The sequence below is a fragment of the Paenibacillus rigui genome (assembly GCF_002234615.1).
Taxonomy (GTDB): Bacteria; Bacillota; Bacilli; order Paenibacillales; family NBRC-103111; genus Paenibacillus_S; species Paenibacillus_S rigui.
Genome location: NZ_NMQW01000017.1, coordinates 273843 through 294557 on the forward strand (window position 1 = coordinate 273843; position 20715 = coordinate 294557).

The following is a 20715-nucleotide window of genomic DNA, read 5'->3' on the forward strand; positions in this document are numbered from 1 at the left end:
CTGAACGGGGCTCGGCGATCATCGCCGGGCCTCTTCTCAGTAGGTAGGATCCTTGTCCATTGAAAGGAGGATGTTTTCACGATGACAGTTTCAACGCGCTCTACACAGGCAGGGGCTTCCCCCAGCCCTTTTGTCGCTATCCGCAGAGAGCTTCACCAGATTCCTGAGCCCGGCTTCGCCGAATTCAAAACCCAGCAGTATTTGCTGAACTATATCGCTTCGCTTCCGCAGGACCGTGTCGAAGTCCGCACCTGGCGGACAGGTATTTTCGTCCACGTTAAGGGAACCGCGCCTACTCGGCGCTTCGGCTACCGTGCGGATATGGACGGATTGCCGATCAATGAAGAGACAAGCTATGAATTCCGGTCTACTCATCCGGGATATATGCATGCTTGCGGTCACGACGTACATATGTCCATCGGGCTTGGCGTGCTGACCCATTTCGTTCAACATCCGATACGCGACGATATCACCTTTATTTTTCAGCCAGCAGAGGAGGGGCCTGGCGGTGCCAAGCCCATGCTGGAAGCACCCGAGCTGCAGGACTGGATGCCCGATCAAATTGTGGCGCTGCATATCGCGCCGGAATATCCGGTTGGAACCATTGCAACGAAGCCCGGTATTTTATTTGCCAATACATCTGAGCTGTTCATCGACTTGACGGGAAAAGGCGGTCACGCCGCATTTCCTCATCATGCCAACGATATGGTCATCACAGCCTGCCAGTTGGTCGGTCAGCTTCAAACGATTATCTCCCGCAATGTCAATCCATTGGATTCGGCTGTCATTACTATCGGTAAAATCGACGGCGGGACAAAACAAAACATTATTGCCGAGAAGGCCCGGCTGGAGGGAACGATCCGGACGCTGTCAGCCGAAACGATGACCCTTGTCAAATCGCGGATTGAGTCTCTGACAGCGGGTATTGAAGCCGGGTTTAACTGTACGGTGGACATTGACTACGGAGCTAACTATAGACAGGTGTTCAATCATGAAGAAACGACCCGCGAGTTTATGAATTGGGTTCAAGCCAACGGCTCCGTTCAGCTGATCGAATGTACGGAAGCGATGACAGGAGAAGACTTCGGGTATTTTCTGGAGCAAATCCCCGGCTTCATGTTCTGGCTGGGCGTTGATACGCCCTATGGTCTGCATCATGCCAAAATCGAGCCTCAGGAAGATGCTATTGACCTGGCTATTACCATGATCAGTGATTATATTTCCTGGAAATCCGGTACATCCGTATAAGCACGGTTACCTGCGGGATCGTCTGATGCTTGCCTCTTCACGGGCGGAATTCAAAAGAACACAAAAAGCTCCTACCCTTTAAACTGCAAAGGGTAGGAGCTTTTTCGTCTACTATAGCTTGCTGACAAAAGCGGCCAGCCGTTCCATCGCTTTTTCCAGAACCTCCATGCTGTAGGCATAAGAAATCCGGATGTAGCCTTCCCCAAAGCTGGAGAAAGCATCCCCAGGTACAACCGCCACGCGTTGTTCTTCCAAAAGCTTCATCGTGAAGTCCATCGATGACAGCTTAAAGCGTTCTATGGACGGGAACAGGTAGAACGCACCCTCCGGTTTCTCAAGCTCAAATCCCATGTGCACCAACCGGTCATAAACGAAATCTCTGCGGGCAACATAAGCCTCTTTCATGGGTAAAGCATCGTCCACACCGTTCGTCAGCGCTTCAAGAGCCGCATATTGGCTCACCGAGCTTGCGCAGGTGACATTGTACTGATGCACCTTGACCATGTGCTGGGAGATCGATTCCGGAGCAAAGGTAAACCCGATTCTCCATCCGGTCATCGAATGGGATTTGGACAAGCCATTGATCACAATCGTCTTCTCGCGCATTCCATCATACTTTGCAATCGAGGTATGGGATTGATCATAAATAAGTTCACTATAAATTTCATCGGATATGACGAAAATAGATTTGTCCGCCAGGAGTGCCGCGATGTCTGCCAGCTCCTGTGAGCTCAACACTCTCCCTGTCGGGTTGGACGGATAGCACAGAATAATGCAGCGTGTCTTTTCCGTAATATGCGGCTCCAGCAGCTCTGCTGTCAGCTTGAATCCGTTGTGCCGTGTGTCCACATAAACGGGAATCCCTCCACACAAGCGAACCAACGGTTCGTATCCCGGATAAATAGGCCCGGGCAGGAGGACCTCCGCCCCTTCTTCAAGGATCGTTCTCAGCGTAATATCCAGCGCTTGGCTGGCTCCGGCGGTAACAATAATCTCGGTTTCCGGACGGTATGTAAGACCGTATTTACCGGATACGTACGCTGCCGCCGCTTGTCGAAGCTCCAGCAGCCCGGGGTTCGGGGTGTACGTTGTTTTATGCGCATCGATAGCCGCTTTGCCTGCATCCATAATATGCTGCGGCGTCGGAAAGTCCGGCTGACCGATGGTCAAGGTCAAAGCATCTTTATAAGTACTGACAAGGTTCGATATTTTACGAATCCCTGAGATTTGAATATCTTTTACTTTGGGATTGATCAAATGTTCCATGGAAATCCGTCCCGTCCTTATCGATTTTTTAGCACATGAAGCAGCTTCCGCATATCGTCCGGCAGCTCCGCCTCAAATTGCAGGTGCTCCCCGGTACGCGGATGGACGAAGCCTAGCACAGCAGCATGCAGTGCTTGCCCTTCCATGGCGATATCTCTGCTGCGCGAAGGTCCGTAAGCCGGGTCTCCTACGAGCGGATGACCGATAAATTTCATGTGAACGCGAATTTGATGCGTGCGGCCTGTTTCCAGCTTCAGCTCCATCAAGGTATAATCGCCGAAGCGCTCCAGCACCACAAAATGGGTCATTGCATGCTTGCTGTTGCGCTCTGTGACCGTATACAGCTTCCGGTCCTTCGGATCCCGTCCGATCGGGGCGTCAATCGTCCCGTGATCGTGCGCCACATTGCCGTGGACAACAGCGATGTATTTGCGGTTTACGCTGTGTTCCTTCAGCTGCGCCGCGAGCGAAACGTGAGCCAGGTCGTTTTTGGCAGCCATCAGCAAGCCTGAGGTATCCTTATCGATCCGATGTACGATCCCCGGACGCATGACTCCATTAATACCGGATAAATCCTTGCAATGATACAACAGCGCATTGACCAAGGTACCGCTGTAGTGTCCTGGCGCCGGATGCACCACAAGCCCCCGCGGCTTATTGACCACAATGACGTCCGAATCCTCATAAACGACCTCAAGAGGGATATCCTCTGGTGCCAAATCCAGCTCTTCAGGGTCCGGGATGCTCAGCACCAGCTGATCCCCTTCCGCCAGCTTGTAATTGGCTTTGACCGATGACCCGTTCACCTGCAAATGGCCATCCTTGATCCACTGCTGAACCTGCGTCCGGGATACGTCTTCTTCCAGCGAATCCGTTATGAATTTATCTATTCTCTCCCCACGGTCCTCCGCCTCAGCCGTCCATTCCTTGCGGTTATCCATTCCTTCTGTTTCTGCTGCCGGCATCACGATTGCAAGTCCCTCTTTTCTTTTCTCCAGCTGATTAACGAATCGATGAAAATCAAAGCAACCCCGATACAAATAGCCGAGTCGGCCAAGTTGAAAATTGCGAACGTATAATCCACAGGCGTCCCGAACCAGTTAAACTGAAACCGGAATTGCAGGAAATCGACGACTTCCCCGAACAAGGCGCGATCTATAAAGTTCCCTAAGGCTCCGCCCAGCAGCAAGCTTAAGGCAAAAGGCAGAAGCTTACGCCCTTCCTTAATCGTTTTTTGCAAATACCAGATAATTGCTACGGCTACGGCTAATGTAATGATAATGAAAAACCAACGTTGGTTTTGTAAAATGCCGAATGCCGCTCCGCGATTCCGATGCGAGGTAATTTGAAAAAACTCCCCGATCACGGATCGCGATTCCCCTAACAAAAGCCGATTCACAATCAGCCATTTGGAAGCTTGGTCCAAAAGCAGCACAATCAATGCATAAATGTAATATATCAAGGTTTCATCTCCTTATTCGCTTCCTGTGATACAAGGATTTTCCTAGCTAAAAAACGCAGTTACCGTAAAAAATAGGAGCATCGTGATTTTACAAGGAGGTCTCTCCCATGGCAAATCAAACGCAATCCATCAGCCCGCAACAGCTGCAGTATTTAAAGAGCAAGCTGCAGGAAGAACAGCAGTGGCTGCAAACGAAGCTTGAAGACAATGATCATTTTGGCCTTGACGAGTCCTTGCGATTTCAAACCGGGGAGCTGTCTACAAATGACAACCACCCTGCCGATCTCGGAACGGAAATGTTCGAGCGCAGCAAAGATATTGCATTGAACGAAAACCGCGAACGCCATTTGACCGATGTCAACGAAGCCCTTCAACGCATCGAAAATGGCCGGTATGGCTTTTGTGATACGTGCGGGGTCCCTATTTCCTATGAGCGGCTCGAGGCGATACCTACTACATTATACTGTATTGAGCATGTTCCCGATCCCCATGCCTCAGAGCGAAGACCCGTTGAGGAAAAGCTGCTAGCCCGTCCATTCGGACGCTCCAGTCTGGATGAAAAAAACGATCAAACCGAATTTGATGGAGAAGACGCCTGGCAAATCGTTGAAAGCTGGGGTACCTCCAATTCCCCCGCCATGGCGGAAAATCCGAATGTATCGCGCGACTACGATGATATCGAGATTGAAGCAGACGAGCACGTCGGATATGTCGAATCATTCGAGAGCTTTCTTGCGACAGATATGTACGGCCAGCATGTGACCGTTGTCCGAAACAAGGCTTATCGCGACTACATGCATAGCGGTGAAGGAGAAAGCCTGCTGGAAGAAGACCCGTTATATGACGAGAACTCTTACAGCTAGTAAGTTCTTCCTTCAAGCTGGAATTGAACATGCTTCACGATTTCGGCGATATAGTCTCCTATAATCGGCAGGTTCAGAGCCCCCAGCGCTTTCAGAAAGTAAAGAATGGTGGTCGCAAATACGGTAAAACCGATAGCGATTCCTACGCCCCTGGACAGCCCCGCCAAAATGTTGAGCCATATCAATCTCCTGGGGCTGTTCAGCAGTTGAACATAATCGGCAATTTGAGTCCGTTCCATTTGGTTGGCTATCTGGATCAGCTGCTTATTGACTTTATCTAAAAGCTTTGTATCCGTCTCGGTCAAATTGTTGTTTTGTTCAACCATTCCGCTTCCCCCGCAACTTATAAACTTAACGGGCAGCCCGGCTTTTGAAATCCAGATTCAGCAGCCGGGCACACCCGTTATTTTCTTATACCCGAGCCGTAAGCTTGATCACCTGTGAGCAACGTTTGCAAAGTGTCGGATGATCAGCGTCATGACCTACTTCCGGCGTTACAATCCAGCAGCGCTCGCATTTATCTCCTTCCGCTATGCGAACCTGAATAGCGAGTCCTTTGTTCGCATGCGCTTCTTCCGGAAGCTCAGTACCCGGTTCATGAACTTCAACATTGGATACGATCAAGAGTTGATCCAGCTGTTCAAAGCCCGAAAGCAGCTTGAATGCTTCGGCATCCGGATACAAATGGACAGCGGCACCTAGTGAGTTGCCGATTGTTTTATTTTTCCGCGCCTCTTCCAACGCTTTAAGAACATCATCACGCAAAGCGATGAATTGCTCCCAGTTGTTCTCGATGGTTTCGTTAAACAAGGAGGTATCGGCCAGAGGAAGCTCACTCAGTTGTACGCTTTCCAGCTCCACACCCGGAATATACTTCCACACTTCATCACTTGTGTGCGGCAGAACAGGAGCAATCAATTTAGTTATTGCCGTTAACGCCTCGTATAATACGGTTTGTGCGGCTTTACGCTGCTTGTCGTCCGGTGCGCTGGCATACAGACGGTCTTTAATAATATCAAGGTAGAAAGCGCTCATCTCGACCGCGCAGAAATGGTGAACCGATTGGTACACCACATGGAACTCATACGCATCGTAAGCCTTAATGACGCGCTCCATCATCCGATTCAGGCGGATCATTGCAAAACGGTCTAATTCATTCATTTGCTCCACAGGCACACGATCTGCAGCTGGATTGAAATCAGACAAATTTCCAAGCAAGAAACGAAGCGTATTGCGAATTTTTCGGTACACCTCAGTAATCTGGTTCAAAATGTTATCAGAGATCCGCACATCCTGCTGATAGTCAACGGACGATACCCACAATCGCAAAATATCGGCACCCAGCTTGTCGCAAACCTGATTCGGGTCAACCGTATTCCCCAAAGACTTGGACATTTTCCGGCCTTCCCCGTCCAATGTAAAGCCATGGCTCAGTATGCCTTTATACGGCGCTTGTCCTTTAACGGCTACGCCTGTAATCAAAGAAGAGTTATACCAGCCGCGATACTGGTCAGAGCCTTCCAAATACAAGTCCGCAGGCCATTGCAGCTCATCGCGTGTTTCCAGTACGGCTACATGACTGGAACCAGAGTCAAACCAGACATCCATAATATCCGTTTCCTTGCGGAAATGATCATGGCCGCACTTCGGACAAACCGTGCCGGATGGAAGCAAATCTTTTTCTTCCTTCTGGAACCAAGCGTTTGAGCCTTCCTGCTCGAAGATTTGAGCCACATGCTCAATCGTCTCCTTGTTGACAACCGGCTCGTTACAGCTGCGGCAGTAAAAAATCGGAATCGGTACACCCCACACCCGCTGACGCGAAATACACCAATCACCGCGGTCTGCGATCATGTTGTGCAGTCGGATTTCGCCCCAATTTGGCGTCCAGTTAATCCGCTTGATTTCCTCAAGCATCTCTTGACGGAATTTGTCCACGGAAGCGAACCATTGCTCCGTCGCTCTGAAAATAACCGGCTTCTTCGTACGCCAGTCATGAGGATATTGATGCTGAATCGTGTTCGAATGCAGCAAATGTCCGGATTCCTTCAGCATATCGACAATGATTTTATTTCCTTTTTCATAGAACATGCCCTCAAAGCCAGGCGCTTCCGAGGTAAAATGACCTTGATCATCTACAGGACAAAGTACGCCCAGGTTATATCGCTGCCCGATGACAAAGTCGTCCTCGCCGTGGCCCGGTGCCGTATGAACGCATCCCGTTCCTGCATCCAGAGTTACATGCTCCCCTACCATAACAAGGGACGTCCGATCGTAGAACGGATGCTGGCAGAGTACGCCTTCAAGCTCACTTCCTTTGATTTGGGAAAGAACTTGCGCATCCGTCCAGCCGATCTCCTTGGAGGCAGCTTCCAGCAGCCCTTGTGCCAGCACATATTTTTTACCGTTTGCCTGAACAAGTGCATAATCAAAATCCGGATGCAAGCTAATGCCCAGGTTCGCAGGCAATGTCCATGGTGTCGTCGTCCAAATGACGATAGCCGCATCTTCCGGCAGCTTGCCTTTTCCATCTTTCACTTGAAATGCAACGTAAATTGAAGTCGATTGTTTATCTTGATATTCGATTTCCGCTTCCGCGAGCGCACTCTCCGACGAAGGAGACCAATAAACCGGCTTCAGCCCTTTATAAATATAGCCTTTGTTCACCATCTCACCAAAGACACGGATTTGCTGCGCCTCATATTTGGGCTGCAAAGTAATGTAAGGGTTATCCCAATCGCCTCGTACAGCTAACCGTTTGAATTGGCCTTTTTGCCGCTCAACCCATTGAAGCGCATATTCTTTACAATACTCGCGGAATTCGGAGACGCTCATCTTTTTGCGGTCTACTTTTCCTCCATTGGCGATGGCTTGCTCGATCGGCAAACCATGCGTGTCCCATCCCGGAACATAAGGCGCATCGAAGCCCTGCATCGTTTTAAAGCGAACAATGATATCCTTCAAAATTTTATTCATTGCGTGACCGATATGAATATCCCCGTTGGCGTAAGGAGGTCCGTCATGCAAAATAAATTTCGGCTTTCCTTGACGGCTTGCCTGTACCTTCTTATAGATATCCATCTCATTCCAGCGCTCTTGCATTTTCGGCTCTGCTTGAGGCAGATTGCCGCGCATCGGGAATTCCGTCTGCAGCAGATTTAAAGTTTTTCCATAGTCCATGCTTCTCAGCTCCTTCAAAAATTGACACAGCCCCTTGAAAACGGAGGCTTCTTTAATCCTCTAATAAAACAAAAAAACCTCTCATCCCTATATAGGGACGAGAAGTCTCGCGGTACCACCCTGATTAAGACCACTGCCACAAATAAACTGCGTAAATAACGACGTTTATTCATTTGACAGCTCAACAGTCTTCGCTCATCGATCGATAACGGGATCAGCCGATACTCTTTACTATGAATTCAAGAGAATGCTCATGGGTGATTTTCGTTCACCGCAAAGATCGGGCTCACACCACTTCCCGAATCGCTTGTCATCGCTAATGTGAATTACTCTTCCCAGTCAACGCTTTCCTTATCATGATTGCCTTGTACAAGGCAGCATATACAGGAGTATAGCGAAAATGCCGTTCGTCGTCAACATACGAGACCGGCACCCATGCCCACCTGCAGCTGTTAGGCCTGCTCGATTTCCATCCGCTCCAGGGAGCTCCAATCTTCCTTGCTGAGCAGCTCCAGCTGGGCTTCCAGCAAAGTACGGAAGCGTGTCCGATAAATGGACGCCTGTTTCTTCAATTCCTCGATCTCTACGGCGATTTTGCGCGATTTAGCCAAAGACTCGTTGATAATCCGGTCCGCGTTCTTCTCCGCTTCCTTGATGATCAATTGCGCCTCTTTCTTCGAATTGGATTTCACTTCATCCGCTGCTTCCTGGGCAACAATGATTGTCTTGCTCAATGTTTCCTCGATATTAGAAAAATGATCGAGGCGCTCTTGAATAGCCAACAGCTGATTTTGCAAATCCTTGTTCTCGCGAATGAGCGCTTCGTAATCTTTAATGACCTGATCCAAAAATTCGTTGACTTCGTCTTCGTCATAGCCGCGGAACGAGCGGCCAAACTCTTTGTTATGTATATCCAACGGTGTTAAAGCCATTGCGGCACCTCCTGAATATTGGGCAAACTATCATCTTTTCCGTCCGATGCGTATAGCTATATTCGACAAGAGGCTGCATTTTCCTGCATACATTCATAAAAAAAATCGGCATTCATGCATATTTGCCGATTTTAACACGAAACCTGCCTTTTTTTGTGACGCCTTCGACTTCAAGTATTTTGAAGCGGCCGAAGCCCTGCAGGGAAACGACGTCTCCTGCTTTCAGCTGCTTGCTGGGGTCTTCTTCCTGCTTCCAGTTCACTTTGCATCGTCCAGCTTTGATCGGAGTTAAGATTTTGGCGCGGCTCAGATGATACACATCGCTGACGATTCCGTCCAGCCGCAGGGAGGCTACAGACAAGCCCACTTCCTCCAGTTTCGTTACAGCTGCTTGCAGCCGATCCAGCGGCAGCAGCTCCGTCTGCACGTGTACCCGATGGACCTGTTGAAGATTCAGCCTCATGTAATCGGCGACTTCCTCGGCTACCAGGAAGTGGCAGCCCGTCGCAGAGACGTGAATATCGCCAATCTTCTCCCTCTTCATACCTAGCGCCAGGATCGAACCCATATAATCGCTGTGATCGAGCTCTTTAAGCTTGTCGTCGAGGGAAGAAACGGCAATCAGACTAATGCCCATCTTCTCATCCTCAAGCACACGATAATCCGGGGCTACGAGCGCTCTTTTCCGTTCTGCCTGCTCATGTCCGCCCTCGAATCTTACCTGCACATCCGAGCTTCGATTCACTAAGGACGATAAAATAAATTGCTGCCGCGGATCCAGAAAATCCGTCAGCTTGACCATATGCTGCTCTGCTTTTTCCACCCATTCAGCCGCTTTATCCACGAAACGATGCTCATCCGGATGAAAATGGGAATAAATATTATCTACGCTCACAACCCGTCACCTAAACAAAAAAGTGAATGATCGCACGAATCCCTTCGCCAATAAAGCGAAGTGCAATCAACGCCACGATCGGTGAAATATCAATCATGCCGCCAATCGGCGGAATAAAGCGTCGAAATACGGATAAATACGGCTCACACAGCTTGCCGAGCATCTCACCGATGAAGCTGTTCCTTGCGCTTGGCAGCCAGGAAAGCAGCACATACGCGATCAGCATGTATGTATAGATTTCAATAAGCGTGTAAATGTAACCGTCAATATTGTACAAGCTGTTCACCTCGATATAAGATTATTGTGAGTATACATCATGATTCAGTATTTCCGAGATGGAGCCATGAATTTCAACGGTATCCGGTGTGCACAAGAAAATGTTAGGTCCAATTTTGGAAATGGAACCGTTGAGCGCATAGACCGTTCCGCTCAGAAAATCTACAATCCGTGTGGCTTGGTCTGAACGAACCAAATGCAAATTCACTACGACCGGCCTGCGGGAGCGAAGATGGTCGGCGATTTCTTGCGTATCTTCATAGGATTTCGGCTCCAGAAGCACCACCCGGACATTTTTCTGTGAATGTATACTGACAATGTTACCTTTATTCCTACGTTGTTCTGCGGTATTGGTTTCATGTTCTTCAACTTGTTCCACGACTCTTTCCCGCTCAACAACTTCTTCTTCCTCTTGCAATCCCAAGAAGTTCATGAATTTGTTCATCACGCCCATGCCCTCTCCTCCTTAAAGGTTGTCTTTGCCGACGAGAATCGAACCCAGACGAATCCAGGTAGCGCCCTCTTCAATTGCGATTTCAAAGTCATTTGACATCCCCATCGACAGATGGGGCACTTCGTAACCGAGTCGTCCTTCCCGGTTCAGCTCGTCCCTTAGCTCACGAAGACGCCGGAACACTGGACGGGTTGATTCGGGCTCCGCTTCGTATGGGGCCATGGTCATGAGTCCGACAATACGGATATGCTCAAACGCCTTCAGCTCCTCGACGAATCCCATCAGCATCTCGGGGGCCATGCCGTACTTTGTTTCTTCGCCTGAAACGTTCAATTGAATGAAGCATTGGGCTGTGATTCCCAAGGAAGCCGCCTTTTTATCGATTTCCTTGGCTAGTGATAGCCTGTCCAATGAATGAATGTAGGCAAACCTCCCTACGACATCCTTGACCTTATTCGTTTGCAAATGCCCGATAAAATGCCATATTCCAAGTCCTTGCTCACCGTATGCATTCCATTTGACCTGCGCATCCTGCCAGCGATTTTCCCCAATATGAAGCAATCCTTGCTTCAGCACCTCGCCCGTTGTCTCGGTTGAAACGTATTTGGTCACGGCAATGACCTGAACCTCGTCACGATTTCTCCCCGAGCGGGCACAAGCTTTATGAATGATGTCCTCAACATATGGTATCGTTTGCGAAAGCTGCATTACGTAATTCACCTCTATTCTTACATAACCTTCCTTGACACATGTTAATCGTGCAAGCCTATCCATGCCGCCATCCGGCCCGTTTTCCCGTTTTCTTTGCGATGGGAGAACAGTAAATCCGTGCGACAGCTGGTGCATAAACTACTCATTTCGATATGAGATGGCAAAATTCCTGCTTTTATCATAATTTGTCGATTCATTTGTTGCAAGCTCAAGTTATATTTCCCGTTCCCGGCCTCTTCGTAAATCGGCGGAAAGCCCCCATCGGCAGCGTTAACGATCACTAACTCATCCATTACCTGCTTCACACGGGACAATACATAATCATCCACCTCATAGCAGCAGGAATGAATGGACGGACCGATGGCAGCCGACAAATCATCCGGCTTCGTACCATATGCCTTACCCATAGCTTCTACTGTTGCACTCGCAATTTGCAGAACGGTTCCTTTCCAGCCTGCATGGGCTAAACCGACAGCCCGATTCACTGGATCATAGAACAGCAGCGGTACACAGTCCGCGAACAGGGCATGCAAGAAAACTCCCGGTTCATTCGTTATAAACGCATCCTTGGATGTAATTTCATTCTCTCTCGTTCGGGTTCCGGCACCTGCAAACGCGCGGGTAACCACTTGAACCTCATTGCCGTGAACCTGCTCAGCATAGGTGCAATCCTCCAGCTGTATACGCAGCGCCTCGGCAAGCTTCGTGCGGTTTGCCACGACATGCTCTGGACGATCCGATACATGCAGACCGCAGTTCAGGCTGGCGAACTCCTTCTCACTGACGCCACCCATGCGGGAAGTGCATCCGGCAGTCAGCCCCGTATGGCTTTTCATCCAGCCTTTAAGAAAAAACAGCTCGCACCCGTTTTCCACTTTTTGCAATACAAATGGTTCCATATCCGGCGCTCCTCTCGCTTCTGGTTCGGCTCTCTTCTTTATATCAGTATACACCAACCCATACAAAACAGCACACCATCAATGACCGCGAACCCCATACAAGCCCGGATGCATCGGATTGTGTGCTGCTCTGACTACTCCCATGTTTAGCTTACCTCAGCTCCTAGCCGCGGTACTGGCGGTTAAACTCATAGCTGCCTTCCACTTCCTCCTGCTGCTTGAACGTCCGTACGTCCTCCAGCTTGACAAGCACGACATCCGTGCCGATTTTTACAATATTTTTCCAAGGGATGACGACGTCCGTCCCCCCGCCAAACAAGCCGAAGAAACGGCTCGTATTCGGCACCACGATCGACTCGATCCTGCCTTGGCGGAGATCCAGCTCAAGATCGCTGATTTGCCCCAGTTTTTTCCCGTCCACTATATTGATTACGTCCTTGGTTTGAAAGTCTGAAATTTTCACGCTGCAACCACCACGTATTCTCATGGATTCTTGTACTTTGCCCTACTAATTACTATATGTGGGACTTGGGCAAAATGTCCTCCATCGTGAAAAAAAGACCTTCCCGCTAACGCGAGTCGGTCTGATTGAATTAGTTTTTGACGTGCTTTTGCATTTGGGATATTGCGGACTTCTCCAATCGCGACACCTGTGCTTGGGAAATGCCAATTTCATCGGCTACTTCCATCTGGGTCTTGCCGTCAAAGAACCGCATGGACAAGATCATTTTCTCCCGGTCATTCAGCTTACGCATCGCTTCCCGCAGTGCAATGCCCTCGATCCAGGATACATCCTTGTTGCGATCATCGCTGATTTGATCCATCACATAGATCGGGTCTCCCCCGTCATGATAAATCGGCTCGAATAACGAAACCGGATCCTGAATCGCATCCAATGCAAAGACGACATCCTCCTTCGGCACGTTCAGTGCTTCAGAAATTTCATAAATGGACGGCTCACGTGAATTTTGATTCGTTAAGCTGTCGCGTACCTGCAAGGCCTTGTATGCAATATCTCTTAACGAACGTGAGACCCGGATCGGATTGTTATCACGCAAATAACGGCGAATTTCTCCGATGATCATCGGTACGGCATACGTGGAAAATTTAACATTTTGGCTTAGATCAAAATTATCAATAGCCTTCATCAGTCCAATACATCCGACCTGAAACAAATCATCCACGTATTCACCGCGGTTATTAAACCGCTGAATAACGCTAAGGACCAGCCTTAGATTGCCGTTAACCAATTTCTCTCTTGCAGTTCGTTCATTGTTCGTTTGTAATTGAACGAATAATTCACGCATTTCCGCGTTGGTCAGAACAGGTAGCTTTGCAGTGTCCACACCGCAAATCTCGACTTTGTTTCGGGTCACCGTGATTACCTCCCAAGGAGAAACATTACTGTTAATTATCTCCTCGGTCCGCTTTTTTATGCGCCCCATCCCTGCTTCATTTCCACCATGGCTTGTCTGTAAAACAAGAAAACCAAGCAGAACAAGCCCGGATTCGCTTTCATTTTTATCAAAAAAATAATTTCCAGTTTACACCATTTTATTAAACTCTTTGCGCAGCCTTTTAATTATGCGCTTTTCCAGCCGCGATATGTACGATTGGGAAATACCGAGCAGGTCAGCAACATCTTTTTGCGTTTTCTCTTCGCCATCCTGGAGACCGAACCGGAGCTCCATAATGGTGCGCTCCCTTTCCGAGAGCTTATCCAGCGCCTTGTGAAGCAGCTTCCGGTCCACTTGCTCCTCAATATTACGATAAATCGTATCATTCTCGGTTCCGAGAACATCCGATAATAGAAGCTCATTGCCATCCCAGTCAATGTTAAGCGGCTCATCGAATGAAACTTCGGTCCGAATCTTGCTGTTACGCCGCAAATACATCAATATTTCGTTCTCGATACATCTGGACGCATACGTGGCCAGCTTGATTTTTTTCTCCGGGTCAAACGTATTTACAGCCTTAATGAGTCCGATCGCGCCGATGGATACCAGATCCTCGATGTTGATCCCTGTATTTTCAAATTTACGTGCAATATACACCACCAAACGCAGATTGCGCTCGATCAGCATCGCTCGAATGGCTGCATCTCCGGAGGAGAGCCTCTCCAGTAAGTATTCTTCCTCTTCCCGAGTGAGTGGAGGCGGCAACGCTTCACTTCCGCCAATGTAGTATATCTCCTCGCCTTTGAGACCCAACTTCAGCATGAGACGGAAATAATAGATTTGCAGTTTCAGCTTCCACTTCACGAGCATCGTCTGTTCCTCCTTAGAGTTTTGCGAAGCAAAACTTTCTTCGTAAGCCTAGAAATCCGGTGAATACAGGCTTGTTGCAAAAACGTTTAGGTGAACGCCGATGCTTCTCCAGAACGAATCAGCCCGCTCCAATAATTTATTCTATGAACCTCTAAGCTTGCATCAAATTCGGATGAATAATAGCTTGGTAAGCATTATCTGAGCTGAGCTTTCCCCCATCGAGTCCGATAAGAACCTTCAATGATTCAAATTGCTTGTCATGATAAGTAATAATGACCCGATCCGGCTTGATCGCTAGCATAAATTGTGTATTTCGATTGACCCCCCGGTAAGGAACCAACCGAAGCCGATCCTGCCATTCGAACTCTTCTGTTCCAATCGCACTGACGATTTGATCCACCTCAGACCGTTCTATGCGCTGCTTCCACGATTCGGGAATTTTCCCGCCCCATTGGCCAAGCTCCATGACCATAACCGGAGTTTTGGTCAACGGATCGTACAGCTGGTTTCCCGTATCGATCAATCCTGTACAGCTGGACGCATACTCATCGATATACACCTCCACCTTAGCAAAAAAAGAAGCCATCTCCTCCTTGCGTTTGGCCGCTTGATGGACGTGCCGGTACAGCCAAATGGCGAACATCAGTACGACGATCAAAAAAACAAGCCCGATGTGCACTTCATGGGAAGCTCCTCCCGACTGCGCAAACCAAATGCCGTTCAGTACTTCTCCCGAAGACATCCATAAATAATGTACACCCAGAATGGTACCGGCCGCCGCAAAGTTCACCACATAGAAAGCACTCACATTCCGCATAAAATGCTGAATACCTCCAAACCCAAACGCAGTAAGCAGCATCAGGAGCGATAAGGCAAACTTAATTCCGAATGTGAACAAAAATGAGACGGGAGGAAAGAACATCAGTACGACATACGCGCCACCAAGGCAAGCAGAACTGATAAGCCTCCACCAGCGGAAGGTTAACCGGCGTGATCTTGCCGTCACCCAGAGAAGAGCCCCGTCAATCAAAACATTCACCAGGAAAATGATATCGATATATACAATCATTTTCCTTACCCTCCCGGTAGCAGCCCTCATTCTTGTACGCTTGCTTCACTTTTTTGCGAATGAGACAAGTATATAGTAAGCCTATTCCAAAGTCTGTCTAAACTTGCCGATTAGCCGTAACTTTTTTTGTCATATGTTGGGGGCGGCACTTCCCGCAGCACAAAAAAACCCTTGAGCTCTACGCTCAAGGGAGATGTGTACGATTGCAATAGTTATTACTTACTTATCCAGGCTGTTTCTGCCTCTGTTGCGAAGGAATGTAGGAATATCCAGCTGATCACCGGATGTTTGACCTCCGAAAGGGCGAAGATTGCTTGCGCCACGGTTGTCGGCTACAGGCTCCTGAGGAGCAGCTGGGTTAGCATTCGGCTTACGCACCGGCTGAGCAGGTGCAGCTTTATGTTCAAAACCGGTTGCAATCACCGTAACCTTGATCTCATCCTTAAAGGATTCGTCAATCACGGCACCGAAAATCATGTTCACTTCCAAATCGGAAGCAGATGCAACGATATCCGCCGCTTCATTGACTTCATACAAGGAAAGGTTTGCCCCGCCAGTGATGTTCATAAGAACCCCGCGGGCCCCATCGATCGAAGTTTCCAGCAAAGGACTTTGGATCGCTTTTTTGGCGGCTTCCGCTGCTCTGTTCTCCCCTGTTGCTTCACCGATACCCATCAGGGCCGAACCGCGTTCTGTCATAATGGTCTTTACATCCGCAAAGTCCAGGTTGATCAGACCGGGTACAGCAATCAGATCGGAAATCCCTTGTACGCCTTGGCGTAGTACGTTATCCGCTTCGCGGAACGCTTCCAGCATCGGCGTTTTCTTATCGACAATTTCAAGCAAACGGTCATTCGGAATGACGATGAGCGTATCCACTTTCTCTTTCAACGCTGCAATCCCTTGCTCCGCCTGCATAGCACGTTTACGTCCTTCGAAAGTAAACGGCCGCGTTACGACACCAACGGTCAGCGCGCCGCATTCTTTTGCAATCTCAGCGATAACCGGAGCAGCACCTGTACCTGTTCCTCCGCCCATACCGGCGGTAACGAACACCATGTCAGCGCCTTTTAGTGTATTGAAAATCAACTCTCTCGATTCTTCAGCGGCTTTCTTCCCCACTTCAGGATTAGCGCCTGCTCCCAGACCGCGAGTCAATTTGTCTCCGATTTGCAATTTTTGCTCGGATTTGGAGTTTTGCAGGGCTTGAGCATCCGTGTTCACGGTAATGAACTCTACCCCTTTTACCCCATTCTCGATCATACGGTTTACCGCATTGCTGCCGCCGCCGCCGCAACCAATTACCTTGATCTTGGCTAACAGATCCATGTCCATGTCAAATTCAAACATAGCCTTCTATATCCTCCTCAATAAGCTTTCATAAGCCAGGCGTACCCTTTAAATGAATTCGCTCAACCAATTTTTAAAACGTTCCATAACCGAAGGCTTTGTTTCGCTGGTAACGGACGATTTTTTCGCATTCGTCGCGGTAGAAGCAATTCGCTTCGCTCCGCTCGTTTGTTTCGATGATCTCAAATATTTGTGAGCGTATTGAATAATGCCTACGCCGCTCGTATAGGATGGATCGCGAACGCCGATAAAGTCTGGAACAGCAATACGGACAGATGTTGCCAGCTCGGCCTGTGCTACAGCCAGCATTCCGGGCATCGATACCGTACCGCCCGTCAATACATAGCCGCCCGGCACTTCTGAATACCCCAAACGCTGCACTTCCAAACGGACTAAATGAAAAATTTCTTGCACACGCGGTTCGACGATATTCGCCAAATCGATTTGCGTGAACTCCTTGTCCACATTGCTGCCGATCCGATTCACCTTGAAAACCTGATCTGCGGCAGCGTGTTCAATAATGGCACAGCCAAATTTGAGCTTTATTTTGTCGGCAATATCCACCTGTGTGCGAAGACCGATGGAAATATCATTCGTGATGTATTCGCCTCCGATCGGCAATGTAGACGTTGCCACAAGATTATTTTGTTCAAAAACGGCAATCGTCGTTTGACCCGCACCGATATCGACCAAAACCGTTCCAATTGCCTTCTCATCCTTGGATAAGCTCAGATGTCCAGCCGCAAGCGACATCAGGATAAGTCCGGATACTTTCACTCCTGCTTTTTCGACAACTCTCAGCAAGTTATGTATTGCTGTTTTAGCACCTGTAATAATGGTAGCTTCCACTTCAAGACGTACACCAATCATACTTCGAGGATCATGGATTTCATCCAGTCCGTCAACCAAATACTGGTTAGGCACAACCCCAATGATTTCACGCTCGGGGGCTAATGGAATGACTTTCGCCGCCTGTATGACACGCTCGATATCTTCATCCCCGATTTCGCGATCTTCATTGGATACGGCTACTACGCCATGGCTAGATTGCAAAGCAATATGATTCCCGGAAATTCCAACGTAAACCTCTGCTATTTGAATACCGACCATACGCTCTGCGTGATCGATCGCGTTGCGAATCGATTGAACTGTCTGATCGATATCGACAATGGCTCCCTTGCGAATACCTTCCGAGTCGGCAGATCCAACCCCTATTATATTAATGGCGCCGTTAACGACTTCCCCAATAATAGCACGAACTTTGGATGTACCGATGTCCAAACTAACAATGATGTCATTGCTGCTCAACCCGTGGCACCTCCTGTGATCTGTAATTGTTATAGGCTGATTGTAAAGAAAAGCTTCTGTACATATTCAACACGCTTAGGATTTTCCCTCTTTTTTTGCAAACTTTTTTCATTTTCTTGACCAAAATGTTACCATAATGTCAATTCTATCATTATTTCTATCGGTTGAGTAGAGGATTTATATTAGAATTCCATTAGTTTCTCGTCGTTTCTTTTCCAGACGGCTTCTGCGTTTTGCCCGTATCTTTAGCTGGATCCTTCTTCGGATCCGGTGGAGGCGTCGCTGTTCCTGACGTTGTTTTCTTGTCCGTCTTGCCGTCCTTGGGAGCCGCATCCTTCGAGGATGCATTCTTCCCTGCGTCATTGTCGAACGGGGCATGAGTATCGGCTTCTAACAGCTTAAGGACACCTGTATTGATCTTGTTTTCCTTCAAATTGGCAATATACGTATCCAGGTATTTCAGCTTTTCAGGCAAATAGCCTACGGTCGTTATCACTTCGAACTGAGACCTTGTATACATCTTGATACGGTCCGGGTAAGACTCCGTCGGATCCGGTTTAATTTCGGAAATGTCCGTTAAATAAGACTCGGGTACGGAGGCCAGCGTCTGACAAAGCTTTGTTTTCATCGCTTCCGCACCGGACCAGCCGGTGAGAATCGGCTTGTCCATCACGAAATTAACCTGAGAGGACACAGGCACAATACTGCCGTCGGCTAATATCGCCTCCGGTTGATTGCCGTCTCCCAGTTGATATGCCACCTTCGGATACTCCTTGACCTCAATGTGGATCACCCCTGGGAAATGCTTGGTTACCTCTGCGGATTGGACCATTTTGAGCCCCATTACCTGCTCTTCAATCTGCTTGGAGGATACGGAGAAAAAGTGATCTCCCGGCTTCACTGCAGCGGATTGCGCTACGACCTCCGGGGTCAACAGCTCCTGGCCGTGAACCTCGACAACGGTGATTTTGCTTAATGACGATTGAAAGAACAGCACGCAAAGCAGCGTAACGAAAAAAATAAACAGAAAAGTTAACAGCTTCTTGCTGCTGCGTCCTTTGGTCTTGGTTTTGGGCTTTTGGATGACAGGCAATCTATCTTCTGGGTGCAAGGTTGTCCCTCCTAAGGGCATTTCGTAGAAATGCCTACTTCGTAACGTAAACTATGTAAACCGCCAAACATCCCGATTCTACGAAAGAAAAGGGATATTTCAGCGGCAGTGGTCATAAGAATGGGAATAAATAGATTGGATGATTATTCCGAAACAACAGGAGAGACGCGGTGAATATGAGCCCCTAAGCGGGACAGCATTTGTTCAATCCGATCATAGCCTCGATCAATATGATGAATTTGCTCGATGACAGTCGTTCCTTGCGCAGCCAAGCCTGCAATAACAAGCGCAGCGCCAGCCCGCAGGTCGGTAGCTTCTACCGTTGCGCCATATAAGCGGGGGACTCCCCGGATGAACGCAGAGTTTAAATCAACCCGGATATCCGAGCCCATACGGGACAGTTCATCCACGTGCTTGAACCTGCCCTCGAATACCGTTTCTTTCACGATGCTTAGGCCATCAGCCAATGAAAGCAAAACCATAATTTGTGACTGCAAGTCGGTTGGAAAGGACGGATGCGGTGAAGTGACGATTCGTTCAACCGCCCTGGGCCTTGTCAGGCAGCTCACATTAATTATATCACCGTTAATTGTAATTTGAACACCTGCACGCTTCAGAACGTGAATAGCGGAAGTAAGATGAGCGGCGCATACGTTTTCGAGCGTAACATTCCCCCGGGTCACCGCTGCCGCAATCATCATCGTCCCAGCTACGATACGATCTGGAATAATGCGATAAGTACATGGGGTCAATTCCGATACGCCTTCAATTGTAATAGTATCGGTTCCGGCTCCAATAATCTTGGCTCCCATTGCGTTCAGGAAATTTTGCAAGTCTTGTATTTCTGGTTCTCTGGCAGCATTGGATATCGTCGTCATGCCTTCGGCCATTGCCGCCGCCATCATAATATTTTCCGTAGCCCCCACACTAGGAAAATCAAGCACGATTTCTGCGCCTTTTAACCTGCTGGCCGTACAAACTATCGTATTGCCGGATTCCTCAATCGTCGCCCCCAATGCTGCGAGTCCGTTCAAGTGCAGATCTATTTTTCTCTCACCGATTGCACATCCGCCCGGCTGATAGACTTGCACTTTCCCGAAACGGGCCAATAACGGCCCCATCAAAAAGATAGAGGACCTCATCTGACTCATCAAGCTTTCAGGGATATGGGACGAAGTTGCCGTAGACGTATTGACGGTCACGGTATCGCCCTGATGCTCCGTACGGCATCCCAATGCGCGGAGAATCCCCGTCATGACTTGAATATCCGACAAATCAGGGACATTATGAATCGTTATGGTCCCTTCCGCCATCATCCCGGCTGCCAGTATGGGCAGAGCCGCATTTTTCGCACCATGAATTTTGATGGCTCCCGATAGAGGTCTCCCACCTTCGATAACCAACTTTTCCAAAATTCCACCTCC

At 48.7% G+C, this 20715-nt stretch carries 21 protein-coding genes and 1 other annotated feature; of the genes, 2 read left to right on the forward strand and 19 right to left on the reverse strand.

Going from position 1 to position 20715, the window contains the following annotated elements:
* The first annotated feature begins 81 nt into the window (after window positions 1–81).
* Complete coding sequence (locus CF651_RS12470; RefSeq protein ID WP_094015174.1) at window positions 82–1248, forward strand: N-acetyldiaminopimelate deacetylase; 1167 nt, start codon at window positions 82–84, stop codon at window positions 1246–1248.
* Window positions 1249–1359: 111 nt separating this feature from the next.
* Here the strand turns inward: CF651_RS12470 and CF651_RS12475 are convergent, their stop codons facing one another.
* Genes CF651_RS12475 through lspA form a run of 3 tightly spaced genes read right to left on the reverse strand, consistent with a single transcriptional unit; the run spans window position 1360 to window position 3976 of the window.
* Complete coding sequence (locus CF651_RS12475) at window positions 1360–2514, reverse strand: aminotransferase A (protein WP_094015175.1); 1155 nt, start codon at window positions 2512–2514, stop codon at window positions 1360–1362.
* Window positions 2515–2531: 17 nt separating this feature from the next.
* Entirely contained in the window at window positions 2532–3479 is a 948-nt protein-coding gene (locus CF651_RS12480) for an RluA family pseudouridine synthase (RefSeq protein ID WP_094015176.1), read from the reverse strand.
* A complete protein-coding gene (lspA, locus tag CF651_RS12485) occupies window positions 3479–3976 on the reverse strand; it encodes a signal peptidase II (RefSeq protein WP_094015177.1) in 498 nt (165 codons plus the stop codon). The genes CF651_RS12480 and lspA overlap by 1 nt, the downstream gene beginning before the upstream one ends.
* Window positions 3977–4083: 107 nt before the next feature.
* Here lspA and CF651_RS12490 point away from each other — a divergent pair, with 107 nt between their 5' ends.
* Window positions 4084–4839 carry a TraR/DksA C4-type zinc finger protein gene (locus tag CF651_RS12490; RefSeq protein ID WP_094015178.1) on the forward strand — a complete coding sequence of 252 codons (756 nt, stop codon included), beginning with the start codon at window positions 4084–4086 and terminating at the stop codon, window positions 4837–4839.
* Here CF651_RS12490 and CF651_RS12495 read toward each other — a convergent pair.
* The 16 genes from CF651_RS12495 to murA all read right to left on the reverse strand — a co-directional run bounded on the left by CF651_RS12495 (window position 4836) and on the right by murA (window position 20703).
* Entirely contained in the window at window positions 4836–5165 is a 330-nt protein-coding gene (locus CF651_RS12495; protein WP_094015179.1) for a DUF5665 domain-containing protein, read from the reverse strand. The genes CF651_RS12490 and CF651_RS12495 overlap by 4 nt on opposite strands.
* Window positions 5166–5250: 85 nt before the next feature.
* Window positions 5251–8019, reverse strand: coding sequence for an isoleucine--tRNA ligase (gene ileS, locus CF651_RS12500; RefSeq protein ID WP_094015180.1), 2769 nt, complete (start codon window positions 8017–8019; stop codon window positions 5251–5253).
* 90 nt (window positions 8020–8109) lie between these two features.
* Window positions 8110–8371: a binding site (T-box leader), on the reverse strand.
* Window positions 8372–8471: 100 nt separating this feature from the next.
* Window positions 8472–8951 carry a DivIVA domain-containing protein gene (locus CF651_RS12505; protein ID WP_094015181.1) on the reverse strand — a complete coding sequence of 160 codons (480 nt, stop codon included), beginning with the start codon at window positions 8949–8951 and terminating at the stop codon, window positions 8472–8474.
* 112 nt (window positions 8952–9063) lie between these two features.
* Window positions 9064–9846, reverse strand: coding sequence for a YlmH family RNA-binding protein (locus CF651_RS12510; protein WP_094015182.1), 783 nt, complete (start codon window positions 9844–9846; stop codon window positions 9064–9066).
* 10 nt (window positions 9847–9856) lie between these two features.
* Entirely contained in the window at window positions 9857–10123 is a 267-nt protein-coding gene (locus tag CF651_RS12515) for a YggT family protein (protein WP_094015183.1), read from the reverse strand.
* 21 nt (window positions 10124–10144) lie between these two features.
* Entirely contained in the window at window positions 10145–10576 is a 432-nt protein-coding gene (locus CF651_RS12520) for a cell division protein SepF (protein WP_094015184.1), read from the reverse strand.
* 12 nt (window positions 10577–10588) lie between these two features.
* Window positions 10589–11284, reverse strand: coding sequence for a YggS family pyridoxal phosphate-dependent enzyme (locus tag CF651_RS12525; protein WP_094015185.1), 696 nt, complete (start codon window positions 11282–11284; stop codon window positions 10589–10591).
* Between the two features lie 44 nt (window positions 11285–11328).
* Entirely contained in the window at window positions 11329–12186 is an 858-nt protein-coding gene (gene pgeF, locus CF651_RS12530) for a peptidoglycan editing factor PgeF (protein ID WP_094015186.1), read from the reverse strand.
* A gap of 163 nt (window positions 12187–12349) precedes the next feature.
* Window positions 12350–12649, reverse strand: a complete 300-nt coding sequence (locus CF651_RS12535) for a YlmC/YmxH family sporulation protein (RefSeq protein WP_094015187.1) — start codon at window positions 12647–12649, stop codon at window positions 12350–12352.
* 130 nt (window positions 12650–12779) lie between these two features.
* Window positions 12780–13562, reverse strand: coding sequence for an RNA polymerase sporulation sigma factor SigG (sigG, locus tag CF651_RS12540; RefSeq protein WP_094015188.1), 783 nt, complete (start codon window positions 13560–13562; stop codon window positions 12780–12782).
* Window positions 13563–13730: 168 nt separating this feature from the next.
* A complete protein-coding gene (gene sigE, locus CF651_RS12545; protein WP_094015189.1) occupies window positions 13731–14453 on the reverse strand; it encodes an RNA polymerase sporulation sigma factor SigE in 723 nt (240 codons plus the stop codon).
* A 151-nt stretch (window positions 14454–14604) separates the two neighbouring features.
* Window positions 14605–15522: a sigma-E processing peptidase SpoIIGA gene (spoIIGA, locus tag CF651_RS12550; RefSeq protein ID WP_094015190.1), complete on the reverse strand. Its 918-nt coding sequence runs from the start codon at window positions 15520–15522 to the stop codon at window positions 14605–14607.
* A 219-nt stretch (window positions 15523–15741) separates the two neighbouring features.
* Window positions 15742–16872, reverse strand: a complete 1131-nt coding sequence (gene ftsZ, locus CF651_RS12555; protein WP_094015191.1) for a cell division protein FtsZ — start codon at window positions 16870–16872, stop codon at window positions 15742–15744.
* 48 nt (window positions 16873–16920) lie between these two features.
* Window positions 16921–18180 carry a cell division protein FtsA gene (gene ftsA / locus CF651_RS12560; protein WP_094015192.1) on the reverse strand — a complete coding sequence of 420 codons (1260 nt, stop codon included), beginning with the start codon at window positions 18178–18180 and terminating at the stop codon, window positions 16921–16923.
* Window positions 18181–18373: 193 nt separating this feature from the next.
* Complete coding sequence (locus CF651_RS12565) at window positions 18374–19291, reverse strand: cell division protein FtsQ/DivIB (RefSeq protein WP_245855850.1); 918 nt, start codon at window positions 19289–19291, stop codon at window positions 18374–18376.
* A 143-nt stretch (window positions 19292–19434) separates the two neighbouring features.
* Window positions 19435–20703: a UDP-N-acetylglucosamine 1-carboxyvinyltransferase gene (gene murA / locus CF651_RS12570; protein WP_094015194.1), complete on the reverse strand. Its 1269-nt coding sequence runs from the start codon at window positions 20701–20703 to the stop codon at window positions 19435–19437.
* Window positions 20704–20715: the final 12 nt, after the last annotated feature.

Bases quoted from the DNA above. Each gene is read 5' to 3' on its own strand.
- CF651_RS12470 (WP_094015174.1), top strand. From the start codon at position 82: ATGACAGTTTCAACGCGCTCTACACAGGCAGGGGCTTCCCCCAGCCCT.
- CF651_RS12475 (WP_094015175.1), bottom strand. From the start codon at position 2,514: ATGGAACATTTGATCAATCCCAAAGTAAAAGATATTCAAATCTCAGGG.
- CF651_RS12480 (WP_094015176.1), bottom strand. From the start codon at position 3,479: ATGCCGGCAGCAGAAACAGAAGGAATGGATAACCGCAAGGAATGGACG.
- CF651_RS12490 (WP_094015178.1), top strand. From the start codon at position 4,084: ATGGCAAATCAAACGCAATCCATCAGCCCGCAACAGCTGCAGTATTTA.
- CF651_RS12495 (WP_094015179.1), bottom strand. From the start codon at position 5,165: ATGGTTGAACAAAACAACAATTTGACCGAGACGGATACAAAGCTTTTA.
- ileS (WP_094015180.1), bottom strand. From the start codon at position 8,019: ATGGACTATGGAAAAACTTTAAATCTGCTGCAGACGGAATTCCCGATG.
- CF651_RS12505 (WP_094015181.1), bottom strand. From the start codon at position 8,951: ATGGCTTTAACACCGTTGGATATACATAACAAAGAGTTTGGCCGCTCG.
- CF651_RS12520 (WP_094015184.1), bottom strand. From the start codon at position 10,576: ATGGGCGTGATGAACAAATTCATGAACTTCTTGGGATTGCAAGAGGAA.
- CF651_RS12525 (WP_094015185.1), bottom strand. From the start codon at position 11,284: ATGCAGCTTTCGCAAACGATACCATATGTTGAGGACATCATTCATAAA.
- pgeF (WP_094015186.1), bottom strand. From the start codon at position 12,186: ATGGAACCATTTGTATTGCAAAAAGTGGAAAACGGGTGCGAGCTGTTT.
- sigE (WP_094015189.1), bottom strand. From the start codon at position 14,453: ATGCTCGTGAAGTGGAAGCTGAAACTGCAAATCTATTATTTCCGTCTC.
- spoIIGA (WP_094015190.1), bottom strand. From the start codon at position 15,522: ATGATTGTATATATCGATATCATTTTCCTGGTGAATGTTTTGATTGAC.
- ftsZ (WP_094015191.1), bottom strand. From the start codon at position 16,872: ATGTTTGAATTTGACATGGACATGGATCTGTTAGCCAAGATCAAGGTA.